General features: G+C 63.2%; 20 protein-coding genes. 10 read left to right on the top strand and 10 right to left on the bottom strand.

All coding sequences use genetic code 11. From position 1 onward, the window contains the following. Positions 1 to 10: 10 nt before the first annotated feature. On the top strand, positions 11 to 1,057 hold the full coding sequence (locus ACFSQT_RS34215) for a glutathione synthetase (RefSeq protein ID WP_379026361.1): 1,047 nt from the start codon (positions 11 to 13) through the stop codon (positions 1,055 to 1,057). Between the two features lie 122 nt (positions 1,058 to 1,179). Here ACFSQT_RS34215 and ACFSQT_RS34210 read toward each other — a convergent pair whose 3' ends face one another. The 6 genes from ACFSQT_RS34210 to tpiA form a co-directional block, all read right to left on the bottom strand. Continuing rightward, positions 1,180 to 1,482: a DUF982 domain-containing protein gene (locus tag ACFSQT_RS34210; RefSeq protein ID WP_379026509.1), complete on the bottom strand. Its 303-nt coding sequence runs from the start codon at positions 1,480 to 1,482 to the stop codon at positions 1,180 to 1,182. Positions 1,483 to 1,649: 167 nt separating this feature from the next. Further along, positions 1,650 to 2,189, bottom strand: coding sequence for a DUF1697 domain-containing protein (locus ACFSQT_RS34205; protein ID WP_379026359.1), 540 nt, complete (start codon positions 2,187 to 2,189; stop codon positions 1,650 to 1,652). A gap of 21 nt (positions 2,190 to 2,210) precedes the next feature. Then, positions 2,211 to 3,848: a CTP synthase gene (locus tag ACFSQT_RS34200; protein WP_095081390.1), complete on the bottom strand. Its 1,638-nt coding sequence runs from the start codon at positions 3,846 to 3,848 to the stop codon at positions 2,211 to 2,213. 139 nt (positions 3,849 to 3,987) lie between these two features. Then, complete coding sequence (locus ACFSQT_RS34195) at positions 3,988 to 5,106, bottom strand: L,D-transpeptidase (protein ID WP_379026356.1); 1,119 nt, start codon at positions 5,104 to 5,106, stop codon at positions 3,988 to 3,990. 211 nt (positions 5,107 to 5,317) lie between these two features. Then, complete coding sequence (gene secG, locus ACFSQT_RS34190; RefSeq protein ID WP_379026354.1) at positions 5,318 to 5,791, bottom strand: preprotein translocase subunit SecG; 474 nt, start codon at positions 5,789 to 5,791, stop codon at positions 5,318 to 5,320. A 148-nt stretch (positions 5,792 to 5,939) separates the two neighbouring features. Next, positions 5,940 to 6,707: a triose-phosphate isomerase gene (gene tpiA, locus ACFSQT_RS34185; protein ID WP_379026352.1), complete on the bottom strand. Its 768-nt coding sequence runs from the start codon at positions 6,705 to 6,707 to the stop codon at positions 5,940 to 5,942. A 144-nt stretch (positions 6,708 to 6,851) separates the two neighbouring features. Here tpiA and ACFSQT_RS34180 point away from each other — a divergent pair, with 144 nt between their 5' ends. Genes ACFSQT_RS34180 through ACFSQT_RS34160 form a run of 5 tightly spaced genes read left to right on the top strand, consistent with a single transcriptional unit; the run spans position 6,852 to position 12,257 of the window. Further along, positions 6,852 to 8,744, top strand: a complete 1,893-nt coding sequence (locus ACFSQT_RS34180) for a SurA N-terminal domain-containing protein (protein WP_379026350.1) — start codon at positions 6,852 to 6,854, stop codon at positions 8,742 to 8,744. After that, entirely contained in the window at positions 8,741 to 9,751 is a 1,011-nt protein-coding gene (trpD, locus tag ACFSQT_RS34175; RefSeq protein WP_379026348.1) for an anthranilate phosphoribosyltransferase, read from the top strand. The genes ACFSQT_RS34180 and trpD overlap by 4 nt, the downstream gene beginning before the upstream one ends. Positions 9,752 to 9,754: 3 nt before the next feature. After that, the gene (gene trpC / locus ACFSQT_RS34170; protein WP_379026346.1) at positions 9,755 to 10,567 is read left to right on the top strand and encodes an indole-3-glycerol phosphate synthase TrpC; all 813 of its coding nucleotides are present in this window, start codon (positions 9,755 to 9,757) and stop codon (positions 10,565 to 10,567) included. A 2-nt stretch (positions 10,568 to 10,569) separates the two neighbouring features. Further along, a complete protein-coding gene (gene moaC / locus ACFSQT_RS34165; RefSeq protein WP_379026344.1) occupies positions 10,570 to 11,052 on the top strand; it encodes a cyclic pyranopterin monophosphate synthase MoaC in 483 nt (160 codons plus the stop codon). Continuing rightward, a complete protein-coding gene (locus ACFSQT_RS34160; RefSeq protein ID WP_379026342.1) occupies positions 11,052 to 12,257 on the top strand; it encodes a molybdopterin molybdotransferase MoeA in 1,206 nt (401 codons plus the stop codon). The genes moaC and ACFSQT_RS34160 overlap by 1 nt, the downstream gene beginning before the upstream one ends. Before the next feature lie 49 nt (positions 12,258 to 12,306). Here ACFSQT_RS34160 and ACFSQT_RS34155 read toward each other — a convergent pair whose 3' ends face one another. Beyond that, on the bottom strand, positions 12,307 to 13,137 hold the full coding sequence (locus ACFSQT_RS34155; protein ID WP_379026340.1) for an alpha/beta hydrolase: 831 nt from the start codon (positions 13,135 to 13,137) through the stop codon (positions 12,307 to 12,309). Positions 13,138 to 13,452: 315 nt separating this feature from the next. Here ACFSQT_RS34155 and ACFSQT_RS34150 point away from each other — a divergent pair, with 315 nt between their 5' ends. Both ACFSQT_RS34150 and kynA read left to right on the top strand, forming a co-directional pair. Continuing rightward, a complete protein-coding gene (locus tag ACFSQT_RS34150; protein ID WP_379026338.1) occupies positions 13,453 to 15,078 on the top strand; it encodes an AMP-binding protein in 1,626 nt (541 codons plus the stop codon). After that, on the top strand, positions 15,075 to 15,911 hold the full coding sequence (kynA, locus tag ACFSQT_RS34145; protein ID WP_379026336.1) for a tryptophan 2,3-dioxygenase: 837 nt from the start codon (positions 15,075 to 15,077) through the stop codon (positions 15,909 to 15,911). The genes ACFSQT_RS34150 and kynA overlap by 4 nt, the downstream gene beginning before the upstream one ends. Before the next feature lie 4 nt (positions 15,912 to 15,915). Here kynA and kynU read toward each other — a convergent pair whose 3' ends face one another. After that, entirely contained in the window at positions 15,916 to 17,163 is a 1,248-nt protein-coding gene (kynU, locus tag ACFSQT_RS34140; protein WP_379026334.1) for a kynureninase, read from the bottom strand. A 161-nt stretch (positions 17,164 to 17,324) separates the two neighbouring features. Between kynU and ACFSQT_RS34135 the strand changes: the two genes are divergently transcribed. Further along, a complete protein-coding gene (locus ACFSQT_RS34135; RefSeq protein ID WP_379026332.1) occupies positions 17,325 to 18,059 on the top strand; it encodes a GntR family transcriptional regulator in 735 nt (244 codons plus the stop codon). 173 nt (positions 18,060 to 18,232) lie between these two features. On the opposite strand, the gene ACFSQT_RS34130 is transcribed toward ACFSQT_RS34135, so the two are convergent. After that, positions 18,233 to 18,421, bottom strand: coding sequence for a hypothetical protein (locus ACFSQT_RS34130; protein WP_379026330.1), 189 nt, complete (start codon positions 18,419 to 18,421; stop codon positions 18,233 to 18,235). A gap of 11 nt (positions 18,422 to 18,432) precedes the next feature. Between ACFSQT_RS34130 and lexA the strand changes: the two genes are divergently transcribed. Further along, positions 18,433 to 19,170: a transcriptional repressor LexA gene (gene lexA / locus ACFSQT_RS34125; protein ID WP_379026328.1), complete on the top strand. Its 738-nt coding sequence runs from the start codon at positions 18,433 to 18,435 to the stop codon at positions 19,168 to 19,170. Here lexA and ACFSQT_RS34120 read toward each other — a convergent pair. Beyond that, complete coding sequence (locus tag ACFSQT_RS34120) at positions 19,164 to 21,626, bottom strand: ComEC/Rec2 family competence protein (protein WP_379026326.1); 2,463 nt, start codon at positions 21,624 to 21,626, stop codon at positions 19,164 to 19,166. The two genes, lexA and ACFSQT_RS34120, sit on opposite strands and share 7 nt — an antisense overlap. Positions 21,627 to 21,659 lie beyond the last annotated feature (33 nt).

Below are 21,659 nucleotides of genomic sequence, written 5' to 3'. Positions count from 1 at the left end.
AGCCTCCTCGATGCGCATCGCGTTCTTTGTCAATTCCATTGAGAGCGAGACACCCGGCTACACAACGACAACGTTGGCGCTGGCTGCAGTCCAACGCGGCCATTCTGTTGTCTATGTTGAACCCGGCGACTTCATACTGCGTCCGGATGACGGTCTGGCTGTCAGCGTCGCGGTTGTGCCAGATGCTCCCTACAAGACGTCCGATGCGCTCTATGCTGCCTTGAAGGATGCCGCGAAACAGAAAAAAACCTTCGCGACAACCGATATCGACATCTTGTTCCTGCGCAACGACCCGTCGCTGGACGCCACCGCTCGACCGTGGGCCGCCAACGCAGGCATCATGTTCGGGCGGCTTGCAGCGGAACGCGGCCTCATTGTCGTCAACGATCCGGACGGTCTAGGGCAGGCACAGAGCAAGCTCTACCTTCAGACTTTTCCGGAGGTCGTCAGGCCGTCGACCCTGATATCGCGCAGCATTTCCGAGATCCGCGCATTCATCGACAAAAACGCCAAGGGCTGTATCGTCAAACCCCTGCAAGGATCGGGTGGCAAGAACGTCTTTCATATTGCGACGCCTGCTGATTCCAATCTCAACCAGATCTTCGAGGCCGCCAGCGGTGCCGGTTATCTCATCGCGCAGGCCTACATTCCGGAGGCGAAGGCCGGCGACGTGCGTCTTTTTCTGATGAACGGCCTGCCGCTGGTGCGCGACGGCAATTACGCGGCCTTTCGCCGCGTTCCAGCCAAGGGCGACGTCCGGTCCAATATCCATGCCGCCGGAACAGCCCGTAAGGTCAAGGTAACGGGCACGATGCTGCGCATTGCCGAGGTGGTGCGGCCCAAATTGATCAGTGACGGCATGTTTCTGGTTGGGCTCGACATCGTCGGTGACAAACTTCTGGAGATCAACGTTTTCACGCCAGGCGGGCTGGCGCGGCTCGCCGACATGTACAAGACGGATTTTGCCATAAGTGTCATCGTTGCGCTGGAGGAGAAGCGGACGCTGCGGCAAGCCTATGGAAAGACCATGCCGAATTCGCGGCTGGCGACGCTCTGAGTAAGCCGTCGGGCCTTATGGAAGGCTGTGGAACGACTCTGTGCGTCTTCCAGAGCGCAGCACAAACAAGACCCGCGCCACCGCGGCGCAAGATCTTGCAAGACCGTCAAGATAGCAAGCGCCTACCGCCGCAGCGCGTGTACGCTCGCCATGCTTTCGCCGGCCACCGGCAACGCCATGTCATCGTCAAGAAGGCGCGTGATGCGGGCAAAGCCTGTGAACGCTTTTCTTGCTTCCTCGGCCGACATCTGGCCCGACAAGGCGGCCGAGCAGCAATTCAGCGCGCACTGATAGACCGGACCGCGCCGTCCCGTCGGCCACTTCCGCAAGAACACCATGGCTTCGGCAACACAATCGATTTCTTCCACAGGATATCCCTGACCGCGCGAAATCCGCACGGGCGAAAAGAAATGCAGATAATCCATCGTTTCCTCCCGATCGACCGCTGCTCGATCGAACCCAATGAAACGCGCCATCCGCAGGTTGGTTCCGCGCAACGAATCGGAATTTTGAACAATCACGATACGCCGATTCGAATCACCTTCGGCGTGAGGATGGTCAACTATTACCTGATCCGCAAAGGCCCCAGATATTACCCACCGACCATTACCGCCAGTTTGCGCACCGTGTTCCAGTTGCGCGACGTGCCGATGCCCAGACGCTTGTGGCTCGTAGCCGCCAGAAGCCGCGAACTGGGTGTGGCGCGCGAGAAGACAATCCAGATGTCGCCGCCGACGGCCCGCATCTTTTCGTCCTTGCCGACATAGGATTTGAGCGCCGAGACGGCTTCGTCGGGCACCGGCTGCCGCATCACGCGCACCGCCACCTGATCGGCAGTCGCAATCGATTCGTCGGGAAATGGATTGCCGGCCGCAAGCGTCAGCCAATCGCTTGCAGTGCGCACGATGATGTCGACATGCTTGCCGAAAGCTTTTTCGAACGCTGCTTCCAGTCGTCCTTCCAGCGCGCCAACCGGCATCGTTTGAGCTTCGAAGACCAGATTGCCGGTCGCCACCAAGGTGCGAACATTCTTGAGGCCGAGGTCTTGCGCCATCGCCTTGAGGTCAGCCATGACGACCCGCCGCCCCTCGCCCAGGATGATGCTGTAGAGAAGCGCGACATAAGTCTGCATCACCCGGCCAGCCTGTGGTCGCTACACCAGCCGGCTCTGCTCCACCGCCGCCTCGATGAAACTGGCAAACAGCGGATGTGGGTCGAGTGGCCGGCTTTTCAGTTCCGGGTGATACTGCACGCCGATGAACCAGGGATGATCGGGGTATTCGACCGTTTCCGGCAGCACGCCATCGGGCGACATGCCAGCAAACACCAGGCCGCAGTCCTCGAGCCGCTCCTTGTAATCGACATTGACCTCGTAGCGGTGGCGATGGCGCTCGGAAATCTGCGTATCGCCATAGATCTCGGCGATCTTGGAACCCTTGGCGAGATCGGCCTGATAGGCACCGAGCCGCATGGTGCCGCCGAGATCGCCGGTTTCCCGGCGCTTCTCCAGCATGTTGCCTTTCAGCCATTCGGTCATCAGCCCGACGACCGGTTCCTCGGTTGGGCCGAACTCGGTCGATGAGGCATGCTCGACGCCGGCCAGCGAGCGCGCGGCCTCGATGCAGGCCATCTGCATGCCGAAGCAGATGCCGAAATACGGCACCTTGCGCTCGCGTGCGAACTTCGCCGCCAGGATCTTGCCCTCGGAGCCACGCTCGCCAAAGCCGCCGGGAACCAGGATGCCATGCACCTTTTCTAACCACGGCGTCGGATCTTCCTTTTCGAAGATTTCCGATTCGATCCAGTCGAGCTTGACCTTGACATGGTTGGCCAGGCCGCCATGTGAAAGCGCCTCGATCAACGATTTATAAGCATCCTTGAGGCCGGTGTATTTGCCGACCACGGCGATTGTCACCTCGCCTTCCGGATTGTGGATGCGGTTGGACACCGCCTGCCAGGGTTCCATGCGCGGCTTCGGCGCCGGATCGATGCCGAAAGCTGCCAGCACTTCCGAATCAAGCCCTTCCTTGTGGTAGGCCATCGGCACGTCGTAGATATGCGGCACATCGAGCGCCTGGATCACAGCGCTTTCCCTGACATTGCAGAACAGCGACAGTTTTCTGCGCTCTTCCTTGGGGATGGCGCGGTCGGCGCGAACCAGCAGGATGTCGGGGGCGATGCCGATGCCGCGCAGTTCCTTGACCGAATGCTGGGTCGGCTTGGTTTTCAGCTCACCCGCCGTTGGAATGTAGGGCATCAGCGTCAGATGGACGTAGACGGCGTTGTTGCGCGGCAGGTCGTTGCCGAGCTGACGGATCGCCTCTAGAAACGGCATCGCCTCGATGTCGCCGACCGTGCCGCCGATCTCGCACAGCACGAAATCATAGTCGTCATTGCCGTTGAGGACGAAATTCTTGATCTCGTCGGTGACGTGCGGGATGACCTGCACAGTGGCGCCGAGATAGTCGCCGCGCCGCTCGCGCTCAATGATGTTCTTGTAGATGCGGCCGGTGGTGATGTTGTCCTGCTGGTTGGCCGAGCGGCCGGTGAAGCGCTCGTAGTGGCCAAGATCCAGATCGGTCTCCGCGCCATCATCGGTGACGAAGACCTCGCCATGCTGGTACGGCGACATCGTGCCCGGATCGACATTGAGGTAAGGGTCGAGTTTTTTTATGCGTGCGCGATAGCCTCGCGCCTGCAGGAGAGCCCCAAGGGCCGCTGCGGCAATGCCTTTTCCAAGTGAGGAAACCACGCCGCCTGTGATGAATACATATCGCGCCATGGGAGTCATCGCTTAACGCGGCCGGATTGATTCCGCCAGAGAAAAAAACGCCGCTAAGTTTTTTTCCCAAAAAGGCGCGGTGCCCGCAGGGCAAGTCAAAACAAAAGGGCCGGCAAGGCCGGCCCTTTCGGCATGATGAACGCAGGCGTCAGATGATGACGACCTTGGTGCCTACCTTGACGCGGCTGTAAAGGTCCATCACGTGCTCGTTGATCATGCGGAAGCAGCCGTTGGAGGCGCTGGTTCCGATCGACTGCGGCGCGATGGTGCCGTGGATGCGCAGATGCGTGTCCTTCTTGCCGTCATAGAGATAGATGGCGCGGGCACCGAGCGGGTTCTGGCCGCCGCCGGGCATGCCGTCCTTGTACTGGCCATAGTGCTTCGGCTCGCGCTTCTGCATGTCCAGCGTCGGGATCCAACGCGGCCATTCCTGCTTGTCGCCGACCGCAACCGTGCCCTTGAACTGCAGGCCTTCGCGGCCGACCGCAATGGCGTAGCGGCGAGCGGTGGAAGACGATTCAACGAAGTAAAGGCGGCGCGCGCTGGTGTCGATGACGATGGTGCCCGCATCATAGCCGGTGAATTCCACGTCTTGCGGGACGAATTCCGGCTTCACCTTGAACTGCTTCTTGGCTTCCTTCTTGGCGAGAGCCTGGTCCAGCGCACGCGTCTCGGGGAGATATGAAATCGAAGACGAGGAGGTGCCGCCGAAGAGGCCGGCGAACAGACCGCCGCTCGACTGCTTCTTGCCGATGACTTCGCTGCGCAACTCGCCGTTGTTGCCGGTCAAGGCGACATTCATCGCTTCGGCCGGGAGCGGCTCAGCCGACTCGATCGGTGCGATCGGTTCGATTGGCTCGACGATCTTGGCAGCCTTCTTGGCCGACTTGGCGTCGGCCACTTCGGTTGCCGGCGCGCTCTTGCCCCTCTTGGCGAGGAACGCCTGCCGTTCCGCCTCGGCCTTGGCCTTCGCTGCTTCGCGCATCGCCAGCTTCCTGGCTTCGAGCGCCTTGGCCTTGGCGGCTTCCTTGTCGGCAACGACCTTGGCCTCGATCTTCTTGATCTGGGCGAGGTCGTCCGGTGTCGGGCTTTTCTTCTTCTTGAGAAGCTTCAATTGCGCCGCGTCACTCTTGACGGCGACGTTGATGGCACTGGTTGTGTCAGCCGATTGATGTGCGGCCATATTGGCCGGCATCCCGGCGAAAGCCGGGGAACTCATGCCGAGTACGGCGCAGAGTCCCATGAAAATGAAGCTGCGAAGCTGCATGGCGAAGATCCGATCGTTCTATGCTTGTTGCCCACGGCGTCGCCCCGCGCCCCCCAAGGGCGCCGGAAATGCCGCGCGCAATCTATAGTCGAATAAGCGCGGACGCCTCAAGGGTAACGCCACATTGCAGGCACTCGAATCTTCGTGATCGTGCTGCATTTGCCGCGACTGTGTTCAAACGACAACAGATCGCGGCTTCAGGCGCTGGAGACTACTGGTTCGGGACCTGCGGGGTCGCCGGTGCAGCGGGGGTGGTGCCGTTGGTGGCCGGCTGAGTCGAACCGGCGGCAGGCGCCGTGGCCGGAGCAGTCGCCGGAGGCGTTGCCGCGGCATCGTTGCCGGACGGCGGCGTCGGCGTGGTGCTGCCTGCGGGTGCCGGGGTGGTCGTAGCCGGAGCGGTCGTACCAGGCAACTGGTTGAGCACACCCTTGCCGGGCACGCGGTCGAGGATGTCGGTCGGCTTCTCGCCGTAGCGGGCGACGATCGACAGGGTCAGCGATGTGGCGAAAAAGGCCGCCGCCAGAATTGCCGTCGCACGCGTCAGCGCATTGGCCGCACCCCGCGCGGTCATGAAGCCGGATCCGCCGCCGATGCCAAGGCCGCCGCCTTCGGAGCGCTGCAGCAGCACCACGCCGACAAGGGCGAGCACGACCATGAGATGGATGACGATCAGTACGGTTTCCATAGTTTATCCTGGCAAGGCCTTGCCCGGTCGCGGACACGACCGGTGAATTGGAGGCGGCTCAATACAATGCTTTGATGGCATTTCCAAGCCCGTGGCCGGAATATGGGAAGCAACGCTCCCTTTGCAACGATTTCCGCCGCCGTCGACCCTAGGAGATGTTGCGATAGGCCTCGGCGATGGCGAGGAAATCCGCCGCTTTCAGGCTGGCGCCGCCGACCAGCGCGCCGTCGACATTCCTGACGCCGAGCAGTTCGACCGCATTGGAGGGCTTGACCGAGCCGCCATAGAGAATGCGCATCTTGGCCGCAACGCCGTCGAGCTTTTCCGATAGCTTTTCGCGGATATGCGCATGTGCTTCGGCCACATCGGCCGCCGTCGGCGTCAGGCCGGTGCCGATCGCCCACACCGGCTCGTAGGCAATGATGGTGTTTGAAGGGGTGGCACTTGGCGGCACCGAGCCGGCGACCTGCCGCGACAGCACGTCGAGCGTGGCGCCCGCTTCACGCTGCTGCTGCGTCTCGCCAATGCAAATGATGGCCACAAGCCCGGCGCGCCAGGCGGCAGAGGCCTTGGCCTGGACCGTCGCGTCATCCTCGCCGCGTTGCTCGCGGCATTCGGAATGGCCGACAATGACATGGCTCGCGCCCGCATCCTTCAGCATTTCCGCCGAGATGCAGCCGGTGTAGGCGCCGCTTTCCTTGGGATGGCAATCCTCGCCGCCGGCATGGACCGGCGTGCGCGACAGGATCTCGGCAGCGTGGGCAAGCAGGGTTGCCGGAACGCAAACCAGCGCTTCGGTCTCGGCGTCAAGCCCACTCATGAAACCGTTGCCGATCATCCTGAGCTCGTTGAGCGACGCGCTGGTGCCGTTCATTTTCCAGTTGCCGGCGACGAGCGGGCGAATTCCTGGCGTCATTGGTTTGCTTCTCCGGGCGATATCAGGCTCTGGCCCTCACTATCAAAATCAGGCCACAAAGCAATCGACAGTGGACCGGAAGGGCGCTATTGCGCTTGTTTCAGACTCGGCGCATGCGAAAATGCGCATAAATCGGAAGTAACGATGCTTGGTGTATTGAGAAGCGCGGCGGGTACGTGGGTCGCGAAGACGCTGCTTTCGCTGCTGGTGGTCAGTTTCGCCGCCTGGGGCATTTCCGGACGGCTGATGGGCGGTTTCGCCGGCCACGATTCGGTCATAACCGCTGGCGGCACCAGGGTGACGCTCAAGGAATACCGTCTCGCCTATGACCGCCAGCTCGCCGTCATGTCGCAGCAGTTCGGCCAGCGTCTCACCCACGAACAGGCAAAGGCGCTCGGCATCGACAACCAGGTGCTGGCGCAGCTCGTCTCGGGGGCCGTTCTCGACGAACAGGCGCGCAAGCTGGGCCTCGGCCTTTCCAAGGACCGGCTGGCCGAGCTGACGCGCGAAGATCCGGCCTTCAAGGGTCCGGGCGGTCAGTTCGACAGAAGAACCTTCGAATATATGTTGCAGCAGATCGGCATGCGGCCTGAGGACTATCTGAAGAACCGTGCCCAGGTGGCGGTGCGCCAGCAGATCGTCGAGGCGGTCTCGGATGGCCTCAAGGCGCCGGATACTTTCTTCAAGGCGGTCGCGCTCTATCGCGGCGAAGACCGCACCATCGACTATTTGACGCTGCCCAAATCCCTGGTCGAGCCGATCGGGGCGCCGTCCGACAGCGCGATCTCGGCCTATTTCGAGGCAAACAAGAAGACATACGCGGCGCCCGAATACCGCAAATTCTCCTATGTCCGCCTCGAACCGGTCGACATCATGGATACGACCGCCGTCACCGACCAGCAGGTCAGCGACGACTACAACAAGAACAAGGCGCGCTACACGACGCCGGAACTGCGCACCATCGAGCAGCTTGTGTTCAAGACGCCTGACGCGGCCAAGGCCGCGCTCGATTCGCTCAAGGCTGGCGCGACTTTCGACAAGCTTGTCACGGCGGAGGGCAAGACCCCGGCCGACACGTTGCTCGGCACGCTGGCCAAGGACAAGATCGCCGACAAGGCGGTCGCCGACGCGGCCTTCAAACTGAATGCCAATGAAGTCAGCCAGGTCGTGCAGGGCGCCTTCGGTCCGGTGCTGCTGCGCGTCACCGAGATCAAGCCAGAAGTGGTGAAGCCGCTGGCCGAGGTGTCCGACCAGATCCGCAAGGACCTGGCGCTGGGCGAGGCAAGCCGCATCCTTCTGGATGTGCGGGACAATTACGAAGACACCCGCGCCGCTGGCGGTTCGCTGGCCGACGCCGCCGCCAAGTTGAAGCTGAAGATCGTCACCATCGACGCCATCGATCGCAGCGGCCTGAGGCCTGACGCAAGCATCGTGAAGGACCTGCCGCAATCGCCGGAGCTGATCAAGGCTGTCTTCGACGCCGAACCCAACACCGAAAACGACGCCTTGACCACGGCGGACAACGGCTTCGTTTTCTATGAGGTGGCTTCCGTCACACCGGCTCGCGACCGGACACTGGATGAGGCCCGCCAGAAAGTTGTCGCCGACTGGACGGCGGCCGAGACGACCAAGCGGCTTGCCGCCAAGGCAGACGAGCTCGAAAAGCGGCTCAAGGCCGGTGTCACGCTCGACGTCATCGCCGGCGAACTCAAGCTGGAAAAGCAGACCAAGCGCGGCGTCAAGCGCGAGGCCGACGATGTCGATTTCGGCAAGGAGGGCGCGGCAGCGATGTTCGGCGTCGGCGAAGGCGGCACCGGGCTGATCCCCTCGCCCACCGGCGATGGACAGATCCTATACAAGGTCGCCGAGGTCTTCGAGCCCGCCGGGGCCGATGCCAGCTCCGTGCCGGACGATGCACAGAAATCCTTCACCTCCGGCATGTCGGATGATCTGCTCGACCAGTTGGTGGCGCAGTTGCAGACGCAATACGACGTTCGCATCGACCAGGCCGCCGTCGCCCAAGCCTCGACAAGATGAGCGCGCTGAAAACCCATATCGCCAAGGTCGCGACCGGAAGCCCGCTGTCCTTCGAGGAAGCGCGCGAGGCCTTTGACATCATCATGTCGGGTGACGCAACGCCCGGCCAGATCGGCGGCTTCCTGATGGCGCTGCGGGTGCGCGGCGAGACTGTGAGCGAGATTTCCGGCGCCGTCGCCACCATGCGCGCCAAGATGCTGCGCGTCGACGCGCCCGCCGGCGCCATCGATATCGTCGGCACCGGCGGCGATAATTCCCACAGCGTCAACATCTCGACGGCATCGGCCTTCGTCGTCGCCGGCAGCGGCGTGCCCGTTGCCAAGCACGGCAATCGCGGTCTGTCGTCGCTGACAGGGGCCGCCGACGTGCTGGTTGCGCTCGGGATCAAGATCGATATCTCGCCGGAAACGATCGGCCGCTGCATCCATGAGACCGGTCTCGGCTTCATGTTCGCGCCCGCGCACCATCCGGCAATGAAGCATGTCGGTCCGACCCGCGTCGAACTCGGCACTCGCACCATCTTCAACCTGCTCGGGCCCCTCTCCAATCCGGCTGGCGTCAAGCGGCAGATGGTCGGTGTGTTCCTGCCGGAATGGATCCTGCCGGTGGCCGAAACGCTGAAGGCGCTGGGCGCCGAGCATGCCTGGGTTGCCCATGGCGACGGCTATGACGAGATCACCACCACCGGCGAGACGCATGTCGCCGAACTGATCGGCGGCGAGATCCGCAGCTTCACGCTGACCCCTGAAGCGGTCGGGCTGGCGCGCCATACCAAGGATGAGTTGCGCGGCGGCGACGCGGCCTACAACGCCAAGGCCTTGCGCGATATGCTGGGTGGAGCTGCCGGCGCCTATCGCGACACCGTGCTGATGAATGCCGGCGCCGGACTGGTGGTGGCGGGCAAGGCGACGACGCTTGGCGACGGCATAGCGGCGGCGGCGCAAGCCATCGACAGCGGCCGGGCGCTGCAGGTGCTCGACCGGCTGATCGAGATTTCGAACGGATAAAACGTGTCTGACATTCTTCGCAAGATCGAGGCCTACAAGCGCGACGAGATCGCGACGGCAAAGGCACGCGTGCCGCTGGCCGAGATCAAGGCGCGGGCGAAGGACGCGGACGCCCCACGCGGCTTTCTTGCCGCACTTGAGACAAAGCGCAAATCCGGCGCCTTCGCACTGATCGCCGAGATCAAGAAGGCGAGCCCTTCCAAGGGCCTGATCCGAGCCGATTTCGACCCGCCGGCCTTGGCGCAGGCCTATGCGAAAGGCGGCGCCGCCTGTCTTTCAGTGCTGACCGATGCGCCGTCTTTCCAGGGCGCGCCCGAATTTCTCACCAGGGCGCGAGCCGCCGTCGCCCTGCCCGCGCTGCGCAAGGACTTTCTGTTCGACCCATACCAGGTCTACGAAGCTCGCGCCTGGGGCGCGGACGCCATCCTGATCATCATGGCCAGCGTCGACGACGCCCTGGCGAGCGACCTCGAATCGACGGCGTTCGACCTTGGCATGGATGCGCTGGTCGAAGTGCATGACGAGGCCGAGACGCAGCGCGCGCTGAAACTGTCGTCGCGGCTGATCGGCATCAACAACCGCAATCTCAGAACTTTCGAGACTAGCCTTGAAACCTCCGAGCGACTGGCGTCGACCGTACCGGCCGACCGCTTGCTGGTCAGCGAGAGCGGTATTTTCACGCATGACGATTGCCTCAGATTGAAAAAGAGCGACATCGGCACCTTCCTTGTCGGCGAAAGCCTGATGCGGCAACAGGACGTCACCATGGCGACGCGCCTGCTTCTCACGGGCAAGGCGCCGGCCGAGGCCATCTGACGATGGCGGCCGCCCTCACTCATCTCGGCGCGCAGGGCGAGGCCAACATGGTCGATGTCGGCGACAAGGCGGAGACGACACGCACGGCAATCGCCGAAGGCTTTGTCGCCATGCAGCCCGAGACGCTGACCATGATCCTCGCGGGCAATGCCAAGAAGGGCGATGTGCTGGGCACCGCGCGCATCGCCGGCATCATGGCGGCAAAAAAGGCGCATGAATTGATCCCGCTTTGCCATCCGCTGCTCCTGACCAAGGTCTCCGTCGACATCGAGCCCGATCATGCCCTGCCGGGCCTGAAGGTCACCGCGCTGGCGCGTGTCACCGGCAAGACCGGTGTCGAGATGGAAGCGCTGACCGCCGCTTCGGTGGCCTGCCTGACCATTTACGACATGGCCAAGGCGGTGGACCGCGCCATGGTCATCTCCGGCATCCGGCTGGTCGAGAAGACCGGCGGCAAGTCGGGCGACTACAAGGCAGGCGCTTGATGGCGCTGGTTCCGGTCGCGGAGGCACTCGAACGCCTGCTGGAGGGTGCTGCGCCGCTGGCCGGCGAAAGCGTTCCTCTGTTCGAGGCGGTGGATCGCGTGCTGGCGGAACCGGTCATTGCGCTCCGCACCCAACCGCCTTTCAACGCGTCGGCCATGGATGGCTACGCGGCGCGCGCCGTCGATGTGGCGACGGTGCCGTCGCGACTTTCGGTGATCGGCATGGCACCGGCCGGGCGTGGCTTTGGCGGCACAGTCGGCGAGGCGCAGGCCGTGCGCATCTTCACCGGCGCGCCGCTGCCCGAAGGCGCGAACACCATCGTCATCCAGGAGAACGTGCGGGATCTCGGCGGTAGCAACATCGAAGTGACCGAGCCGACGGCTGAGTGGCGCAACATCCGCCGCGTCGGCCTCGATTTTTCGAAGGGCGACGTCCTGCTTGAAAAGGGCCGCGTGCTCGATCCGGCGGCGCTGTCGCTGACGGCATCGGCCAACCATCCCCAGGTCAACGTGGTGAAACGGCCGCTGGTCGCCATCATCGCCACCGGCGACGAGTTGTTGCCGCCTGGCAGCGAACTTGGGCCGGACCAGATCATCTCGTCCAATGCCTATGGCGTCGCCGCGGCGGCGCAATCTGTCGGCGCCCGAGCGGTCGATCTCGGCATCGCCGCCGACCGCAAGGACGCCATCGCGGCCCTGGTCAGGAAAGCGGTCGCTGCCGGCGCGGACGTCATCGTCACGCTGGGCGGTGCCTCGGTCGGCGACCACGACCTGATCCATGACGTACTGACCGGCGAAGGCATGACGCTCGGCTTCTGGAAGATCGCCATGCGCCCCGGCAAGCCGCTGATGTTCGGCCGCCTCGGCAATATCAGGTGCATCGGCCTGCCCGGCAATCCGGTGGCAAGCCTGGTGTGCTCGCAATTGTTCCTGAAGCCGCTGCTGGCGCGGCTCGGCGGCCGCGACCATCGCCAGGATATGCGTCCGGCGCGATTGGGCGCCGCAATGCCGGCCAATGACCTGCGCCAGGACTATGTGCGGGCGGTGGTCAGGGAAGACGACGGCGGGCTGGTGGCGACGCCGTTCGGCATCCAGGATTCCTCGATGCTCAGAATGCTGGCCGATGCCAACGGACTGATCGTGCGGCCGCCATTTGCCTCCGCAGCGGCCGCTGGCGAGGTTTGCAGCGTACTGATGCTGCGCTGAAGAATCGCCCGGCAAACCTTTCATAAAAAGACGAAAAATGATCTCGACGCTATTCCGAGATCAAGGCCCGGGTCAGCGAATGCGCCGGATCGGCAAGGCCGTCGACGATGCTGAAATGGTGCCGGTCGGGCTCGACCACGGTGGAGGTCGCCGCGCCAAGGCCGGTCCAGATATTGGCAAGCAATGCGTTCTGGCGCAGGAACTCAGCGCGTTCACCACCACCGGCCCAGCAGGTGATGCGGGCACCATCCATCGGGCGCAACAGCGCCGGGCTTTCCGCCAGCGCCTCCTGCTCGTCGATTGCCAGTGTCGCGTTCATCTCGGTTTGCATGATCGGGCGCAGGTCGTGCACACCTGAAATCGAAACAACATGGCGTATGCGCCGCGCCACAACGGCTGCCAGAGGGGTGGTTGCCGTCACCATGCGGCTGGCGAGGTGTCCGCCGGCCGAATGTCCGGTCAACATCAGCGGCCCTTCGATCAGGCCTGCCGCCTTGCCGATCGCCGCCCCGATTTCCCCGGCGATGCCGGCGATCCGGTTTTCGGGGCAGAGCGTGTAGGAGGGCATTGCCACGGCATAGCCGCTGCTGACCGCGCCGTTGGCGAGATGCGACCAGAAACTCTTGTCGAACGCCATCCAGTAGCCGCCGTGGATGAACACCACGAGCCCCTTGGGTTTGGCTGTGGGGAGGAACAGATCGAACCGATTGCGCCGTCCGCCGCCATAGGCGATGTCGAGCCGCGCCCGGCCTTCTGCCGAAAGTGCATTGCGAAAGGCTTGCGCGGGTTCGACCCACGCGGCCGGCCAGCGGTCGCTGCCGGCGATGTTCGCGCCGTTGGCATAGGCATCGTCCCAATCCGCAATGCGACGTTCAAGCATCGGCACCCTCCCCCAAAACGGCATCGTTTCTGCGCTAGCAATGGCCACCGCTACGCCAAGCGTCAATGCTCCACAACAAAAACATTTTAGGCTTGAAACAAATTTCGACTGGTGCGATCCTGCCCTAACGAACAGCCGACAATGGGAGGTCTGCTGTGCTGCCCAAAACCTGCAAATGTCCGCCCTTTCGGGTGGCCTCGTCGAGCAAGGTGCGACTGGCGGCACGAGGCCTCCTCGAAAGCAGGACCTTCAGATCCACCACATCCGGCCAAGCGCCTCGCGCACTGGCCAGGCAGCAGACAGGATAGCGGCGACATGCTTGGGCCTTCAGCGCATATCGACACGTTCACGCGCGATCACCTGCCGCCGCCGGAGCAATGGCCTGACTTCCTGCTTGACGGTTTCGACTATCCCGAACATCTCAACGCCGGCGTCGAACTCACCGACAGGCTGGTCGAGAAGGGCCTCGGTGACCACACCGCGCTGATCGGCAATGGCCGCCGGCGCACCTACAAGGAACTGTCCGACTGGACGAACAGACTGGCCCATGCGCTGGTCGAGACTTATGGCGTGAAGCCCGGCAACCGGGTACTGATCCGCTCCGCCAACAACCCCGCCATGGTCGCTTGCTGGCTGGCCGCCACCAAGGTCGGCGCCGTGGTCGTCAACACCATGCCGATGCTGCGCGCCGGCGAACTCGCCAAGATCGTCGACAAGGCGGAAATCACAACAGCACTTTGCGACACCAGGCTGATGGACGAGATGACCGCCTGCGCCAAGGACAGCGCGTTCCTCAAGCAGGTCATCGGCTTTGACGGCACTGCCAACCACGATGCTGAACTCGATCGCGCGGCTCTCGACAAGCCGGTGACGTTCACCGCCGTCAACACCGGCCGCGACGACGTCGCGCTGCTCGGCTTCACCTCAGGCACGACAGGCGTGCCGAAGGCGACGATGCATTTCCACCGCGACCTCCTGATCATCGCCGACGCCTATGCCCGCGAAATCCTCCAGGTGACGCCGGACGACATCTTTGTCGGCTCGCCGCCGCTGGCCTTCACCTTCGGCCTTGGTGGGCTCGCCATCTTCCCGCTGCGCTTCGGGGCGGCGGCGACGCTGCTCGAACAGGCGACGCCGCCCAACATGATCCACATTATCGAAACCTACAAAGCGACGATCTCCTTCACCGCGCCGACCGCCTACCGCGCGATGCTGAAGGCCATGGATGAAGGTGCCGACCTGTCATCGCTGCGCGTCGCCGTTTCAGCTGGCGAGACCTTGCCCGCTCCGGTCTTTGAAGAGTGGACGCAAAAGACCGGCAAACCGATCCTTGACGGCATCGGCGCCACCGAAATGCTGCACATCTTCATCTCCAACCGCTTCGACGACATGAAGCCCGCGTCGACCGGCAAGCCGGTGGGCGGCTACGAAGCGCGCATCGTCGACGACGAGATGCGCGAGATGCCGCGCGGGACGACTGGCAGGCTGGCGGTGCGCGGCCCGACCGGCTGCCGCTACTTGGCCGATAACAGGCAGAAGGAGTACGTGCGCGACGGCTGGAACCTCACCGGTGACACCTTCACGCAGGACGAGGACGGCTTCTTCCATTTCGCCGCGCGCTCCGACGACATGATCGTCAGCGCCGGCTACAACATTGCCGGTCCCGAGGTCGAGGCGGCGCTGCTGGCGCATCCGGACGTCGCCGAATGCGCGGTCATCGGCGCCGAGGATGCCGAGCGCGGCCAGATTGTCGAGGCGTATGTCGTGTTGGTACAAGGCGTGGCGCCTGATGCGCTGACCACCAAGCGCTTGCAGGACCACGTCAAGGCAACGATCGCGCCCTACAAATACCCGCGATCGGTAAAATTCATCGCCGCTCTGCCAAAGACCCAGACCGGCAAGATCCAGCGCTTCCGGCTGCGCACGGAGAAAATCAATTGAGCAAGCCATACGATCCGGCGTCCGAGGGCGCGCAGATGTCGTTCAAGGAGCGGATGTCCTACAGCGACTATCTGCACCTGGAGAAAGTGCTGGAAGCCCAGACGCCGCTGTCGTCGGCGCATGACGAGATGCTGTTCATCATCCAGCATCAGACATCCGAGCTGTGGATGAAGCTCGCTCTGCACGAGATCGGTGCCGCGATCCGCTCGATCCGCGCCGACCGCCTAGAGCCAAGCTTCAAGATGCTGTCGCGCGTCGCCCGCATTTTCGAGCAGCTGAACAACGCCTGGGACGTGCTGCGGACGATGACGCCCAGCGAATATACCGAGTTCCGAGACGCGCTCGGCCAATCCTCGGGTTTCCAGTCCTGGCAATATCGTGCCATCGAGTTCATGGCCGGCAACCGCAACCTCGCCATGCTCGGCCCCTACAAGCACCGGCCGGACCTCAGCCAGAAGCTGGAGGCGATCCTGGCCGAGCCGTCACTCTACGACGAAGCGCTGCTGCTGCTCGCCCGCAACGGATTCGACACCGGCGCCGATGCCAGGCGCACGGACTGGCGTGAGACGCGAACCGAGAATGAAGAGGTCCTGGTCGCCTGGCAGACAGTCTACCGCGACCCGCAGCGCTACTGGATGTTCTACGAACTGGCCGAGAAGCTGGTCGACTTCGAGGATTATTTCCGCCGCTGGCGTTTCAACCACGTCACCACGGTCGAGCGCATCATCGGCCTGAAGCGTGGAACCGGCGGCACGTCGGGTGCTTCCTATCTGAAGAAGATGCTTGAGGTCGTCCTGTTTCCGGAACTCTGGACAGTTCGCACCCGGCTCTAGCTCCTCAGGTCACCGCAGTCTTGACCGCAAAGCGCGCATCCTGCCAGGCACCTGTGCGTAGGATATCTTCCAGCACCTCGACCGCCTGCCAGACATCCTTGTAGCCGACATAGAGCGGCGTGAAGCCGAAGCGTATGGTCGAAGGCGCGCGGAAATCGCCGATCACGCCGCGCTCGATCAAGGCGCGCATCACCTGGTAGCCGTGCGGGTGGATGAACGACACCTGGCTGCCGCGCTCTTCTCCGTTGCGCGGACTTTCGAGCTCGAGGCCATAGGCGCCGCATTTTGCTTCGACGAGCTGGATGAACAGGTCGGTCAGTGCGACGCTTTTCTTGCGCACGGTTGCCATGTCGACCTCGTTCCAGAGGTCGAGGGCGCCCTTCAGCGCCCGCATCGACAACACCGGCTGCGTGCCGCACAGGAACCGGCGGATGCCGGTGCCGGCCGCATAGCCCTGTTCGAAGGCGAACGGACGCGCATGGCCCCACCAGCCGCTGAGCGGCTGGTGGACATCGCCATGGTGGCGCTTTGCGGCATAGATGAAGGCCGGCGAACCCGGGCCGCCATTGAGGTACTTGTATGTGCAGCCGACGGCGAAATCGGCATTGGCGCCGTCCAACTCGACCGGCAAGGCACCCGCCGTGTGGCAGAGATCCCAGACGATCAGCGCACCGGCCTGATGGGCCTTGCGCGTCAGCGCCCCCATGTCGCGCAACTGGCCGGACTTGTAGTTGACGTGGTTGACCAGGATGACGGCGACGCGCTCGTCGATCAGATCCTCGATATCAGGCGCATCGACGCCTTCGAGCCGCAGCACAGTACCCGGTCGCGTCGAGACGACGCCTTCGGCCATATAGAGGTCGGTTGGAAAGCTGGAGCCCTCGGCGACGATGACCGACCGGTCAGGCCGCATCGCCAGCGCCGCATGCAGCACCTTGTAGATGTTGATCGAGGTCGTGTCGCAGACCACTGTCTGGCCGGCTGCCGCGCCGATCAGCCGTCCCAGCTGGTCGCCGAGCGCGACCGGCATGTCGAACCAGCCAGCGGTGTTCCAGGCGCGGATGAGATCCTGCGCCCATTCCTGTGTCGCGGCCTTCTGGATCTCGTCGAAGACAGCGGGTGAAGCGGCACCCAGCGAATTGCCGTCGAGGTAGATCACCCCTTTCGGCAGGACGAAGCGATCACGCATGGAGCGTAGCGGGTCCGCGGCATCCATCGCCTCGATTGCAGCGAGATCGAGAGTTGCATTCATGATCGACTACCCCAGCGCATGGCCGTGCTCGGATGAACACGTCGGGTGAAACCGTTGGCCGATCATGGGCAGTCCCGTGGGCACTGTCAAACATTATATATAATTTACGGAATGAAAGGCTTTCATATATAATTACCATCCAGACAAGTATGGATGGAGCGATGCTGGACAATGAGCACTTCTCGAAGACGGAAGCAGCTTACAGGCTGCTGCGTCGCGATATCCTCACCACCCGTCTGAAGCCCGGCGCGCCGCTCAAGCTGAGCGCGTTGCGCAACAGCTACGGCATTGGCTGGACACCATTGCGCGAAGCGCTGTCGCGGTTGGAGGCCGAACGCCTGGTGACCGCCATCAGCAATCGCGGCTTTGCCGTCGCTCCGGTCTCGCGCACCGAACTTGAAGACCTGTCGCGCGCGAGGGCGGTGGTTGAGCTGCCGCTGCTCCAGGAATCGATCGAGAAGGGCGGCCGTGCATGGGAGGATGCCGTCGTCGCTGCCCATTACCGGCTGTCGCGCTGCAAGACCGCAGTCGACGACCCGTCCGATGAAGTGGTCGACGAATGGGATGAAAAGCACGAGGCTTTCCACGCGGCACTGCTCAGCGCGGCAACGTCCGCCTGGCTGCTGACCTTCCATTCTACGATCGCCGATCAGTTGCGTCGCCATCACCGCTTCCTGGGCCTGGCGCCAACATTGCGGGCGGTTGCCGGCCTGCAGCATGGCTATGAAGAGGCCGTGGCGGCATTGCGCAGGGCCGTCGCGATCGAACACCACACGGCGCTCATGGAGGCGGCGCTGGATCGCAACGTCGAGCGTGCGAAAACCCTGATGACCGCCCACATCGGCTATACGCTGCATGTCTATGTCCACGCCGGCGATGGCACAAACGAGCGCTGACTGCCGGCGATGAACAAGGGCAAGAAATTTGCGATTTCTCCGGCAAAGAAAGTTGGCATTTTGGCTTCGTTTCGTTCACGGCAAACAAACGGCCAGAAAGGTGTAGTGCCGGCCGATCGAGGTCTACCGGCAGGTGATACCAAGCCTCGGTGCAGGGGGTCGGCCACAGGCCATTAACCAAACAATTTCAATGCAGGCAGCTGCGCCACGGTTGCAGTCGGTGGTCTATCGCGGCCCGCTCCCAGGCGCCAAATAATTTCAGCCGCCTTAACAGATTCATTAAACTTTAAACGGTTGCGGAACACAACTGGAACAGATAGTGTTTGTTCTGGGTTTGTTTTTTCGATTCTGGTTTCAGACAATGGGGGTCGCCATGCTGACGCGCAAGCAACACGAACTGCTGATGTTCATCCATGAACGGCTCAAGGAAAGCGGCATTCCGCCGTCCTTCGACGAAATGAAGGAAGCACTCGACCTCGCCTCCAAATCCGGAATCCATAGGCTGATCACGGCGCTGGAGGAGCGCGGCTTCATTCGCCGGCTCCCCAACCGGGCACGCGCGCTGGAAGTGCTGCGGCTGCCCGACTCGATCGCGCCCGGCCTCAACGCGGCTAAAAAGTTTTCACCAAGCGTCATCCAAGGCAGTCTTGGGCAAGGCGGCGTTGGCCGGCAAATCAAGCCGGCGCTTTCGCGGACGCCTTCGGCTGGCAATGACGACGATGTGGTCTCCGCCGTGTCGATCCCGGTCATGGGCCGCATCGCCGCCGGTGTGCCGATCGATGCCATCCAGCACCAGACGCATTCGATCTCGGTGCCGCCGGACATGATTATGGGCGGCGAGCACTACGCCCTGGAGGTCAAGGGCGATTCGATGATCGAGGCCGGCATCTTCGACGGCGATACCGTCATCATCCGCAACGCCGATACGGCCAGCCCCGGCGAGATCATCGTGGCGCTGGTGGATGAAGAGGAAGCGACGCTGAAGCGGTTCCGCCGCAAGGGCGCCTCGATTGCTCTCGAAGCTGCTAACCCAGCCTATGAAACCCGCATTTTCGGACCGGACAGGGTCAAGGTGCAGGGCAAGCTCGTCGGACTGATCAGGCGCTACTGAGCAGGGCTTGCATCCGGCTTTTCGGGTTTGCGGTAGGGCGGCAGCCCCCTCGCCTCGCGCGAAAACTTGCGCTGCGTGTGCCAGGGCCGGTATGGGCTGTCCACAGCGAAGCTGATCGTCGCCGGCGTGGTCGCCGACTGTCGATCGAAGAAGACGGCCGCACTGCCTTTGCGAGCCAGTTGTCGTTTGGTGATGACGAGCACCAGCGGGTTGTGACAGGGGTCATAGGCCGTGGCGTCATTGATGACGATCAGATCGGCAAAGCCGCAGGCTTTCCAGGCATCGTTTCGGTCTTCGACATGCGCGATGATCGCACCGGACGGATGCTTGGCGAGACAAACGCCGGATGTGCAGTAGAAAGGCGCTCCCGGCGGCATTCCGGCGGCATCCGCTATATCGAATTGCCCGTCTCCGTTGCTGAACACCTCCGGCATGACGATGGTTTCGGATGTCAGCGCACGTTTCCAGTTGTCGACTGTGAATTCGTTCGGACGTGCGCGGCTGACCGCGAGTTCGCCGCCCCCGATCGGCAACGCAACCAGCCTGGCGTCCTCCGAGATCAGCACGTCCGGTGTTCGCACATCCGAGACGGTCAGCAGGCCGGCAAGCGCGAATGGAAGGGCTGCGAGCCGCAGCCATGTCGTCGCCATCGTCGCAATGACCAAGGCAATCGCCACAAGCAGGACGGACTGCTGCGAAATCAACCCGACCGCATCGACCGGCGAGCGCTCGGAAATCCATCCGGACATGGCGATCATCGCCGTCAGGCCTTTGCCCATCACGTAGAGAAAGGGGCCATCGGCGCCGAATGGCATCGCCAGCGCGCTGAGGACGGCGAAAGGCATGACAACCAGCGACACGATCGGCATGATGGCCAGATTGGCGAACAGGCTGAGCGGCGACACCCGTTGAAAATGCCAGATGGCAAACAGCGCCGTGGCGCTGCCGGCGATGATCGACGTCATGGCAAGGCCGCCAGCCGCCAGCAGGAATTTTCGCGCGAGAAAGCCGGGCAGCGATCGCCGTAGCGGCGGCGGTCTCGTTTTTCCCGCACGATGATCCGACCAGCCGGCATAGGCGCCGACCAGCGCCGCGGTCGCCGCGAACGACATCTGGAAGCTCGGGCCGACCACCTCATGCGGCGACACCATAATGACGGCGATCGCCGAGATCGCCAGATTGCGCATGGTCAGCGCCGCCCGATCGAACAGCACGGCAATCAGCATCACCGCCAGCATGATGAAGCTGCGCTCGGCGGCAACGACGACGCCAGAGATGATGAGGTAGGCGGCGATCGAGAAAAGTGCCGCGGCGGCAGCATATTTCTTGACCGGACGGCGCGCGGAAAAGTCCGGAAACAGGGCGAAGGCGCCACGCAGCAAGCCCATGATTGTGCCGGCGACCAGCGCCATGTGCAGTCCGGAAATGGAGATGATGTGGTAAATGCCGGTACGCCGCATCGCTTCGTTGACGTCATCGGGAATGCCGGCGCGCACGCCGACGATCAGCGCCGCGGCGATCTCGCCCTCGGCGCCACCGACGCTGCCCCTGATATGGTCGGCGATGGCTTCACGGGCATTTTCTATCCCCGAGGCAAAGCGGGCCGACAGCGGCATGTCATTGTCAGCGCCGGCGACCATCTTTGGATTGCCGAGAAAGAACCCGCTGCCGCCGATGCCGGCGAAATAGCTGTCGAAGGAGAAGTCGTAGCTGTCCGGCCGCACCGGGCCCGTCGGCGGCAACAGCCTGGCGTAGCCGGTGATCAGGGAGCCGGCGGTGATTTCTGCCGGGATCGTTCGTGCCGAAAGCCGAACCCGCTCCGGTGCATAGCGTAAATTCGGCCGGGCGGTCGATGTCACGTCGATGGTCAGCCGGATGCGGCCGCTCTCCATCCGGTCGAGCGTGACCACCCGGCCAGTCACTTGCGTCGAGATTTCCGAACCCAGCATCTGCGTTCCCGTCCGCCATGTCTCCACCTTTGCGACGAGCAGGCCCAGCGCGCACAACAGCGCCGCCATGAAACACAGATGGGTTTTCAGCCAGGAACGCGAGACCAGCGCACAGAGCGCCGTCAGCGCAACGACCGCGACAGGCTTTGGAAAGTCGGGCTCCGCCGCCAGCGAAAAATAGCCGATCGCTCCGATCGCCAGGCAGACCGGCACCAGCAGAAAAGCGATGCCGCGGTCGAGTTCCAGGCCCGCAGCCGTGGCCACGCCGTGGCGCAGGCGAGGCAGCGATGGCAGGCCGATTTGCCGGCGCACGCGCACGATCCTGCCGACTTCGGCAACTGGCACAGGGTTGGAGACATCCGCTTGTAATGGCGGGTTGCCGGGGTCCGGCACGAGGGATGATGGCGGCGGCGACGTAGACGGCAGCGGCATCGCAAACAGGGACCGTTCGCTGACGCCAATGGTAGCGTCCTCGCCCTGATCCGAGCCCCGGCCCCGTCCAGCCATCGGGTCTGCCCCTTGCGCCCTCGACACCCTATG

Origin of the sequence: Mesorhizobium calcicola (assembly GCF_042682105.1) — a bacterium.
Lineage (GTDB): Bacteria > Pseudomonadota > Alphaproteobacteria > Rhizobiales > Rhizobiaceae > Mesorhizobium > Mesorhizobium calcicola.
This window is presented reverse-complemented; position numbering and strand designations above follow the sequence as displayed.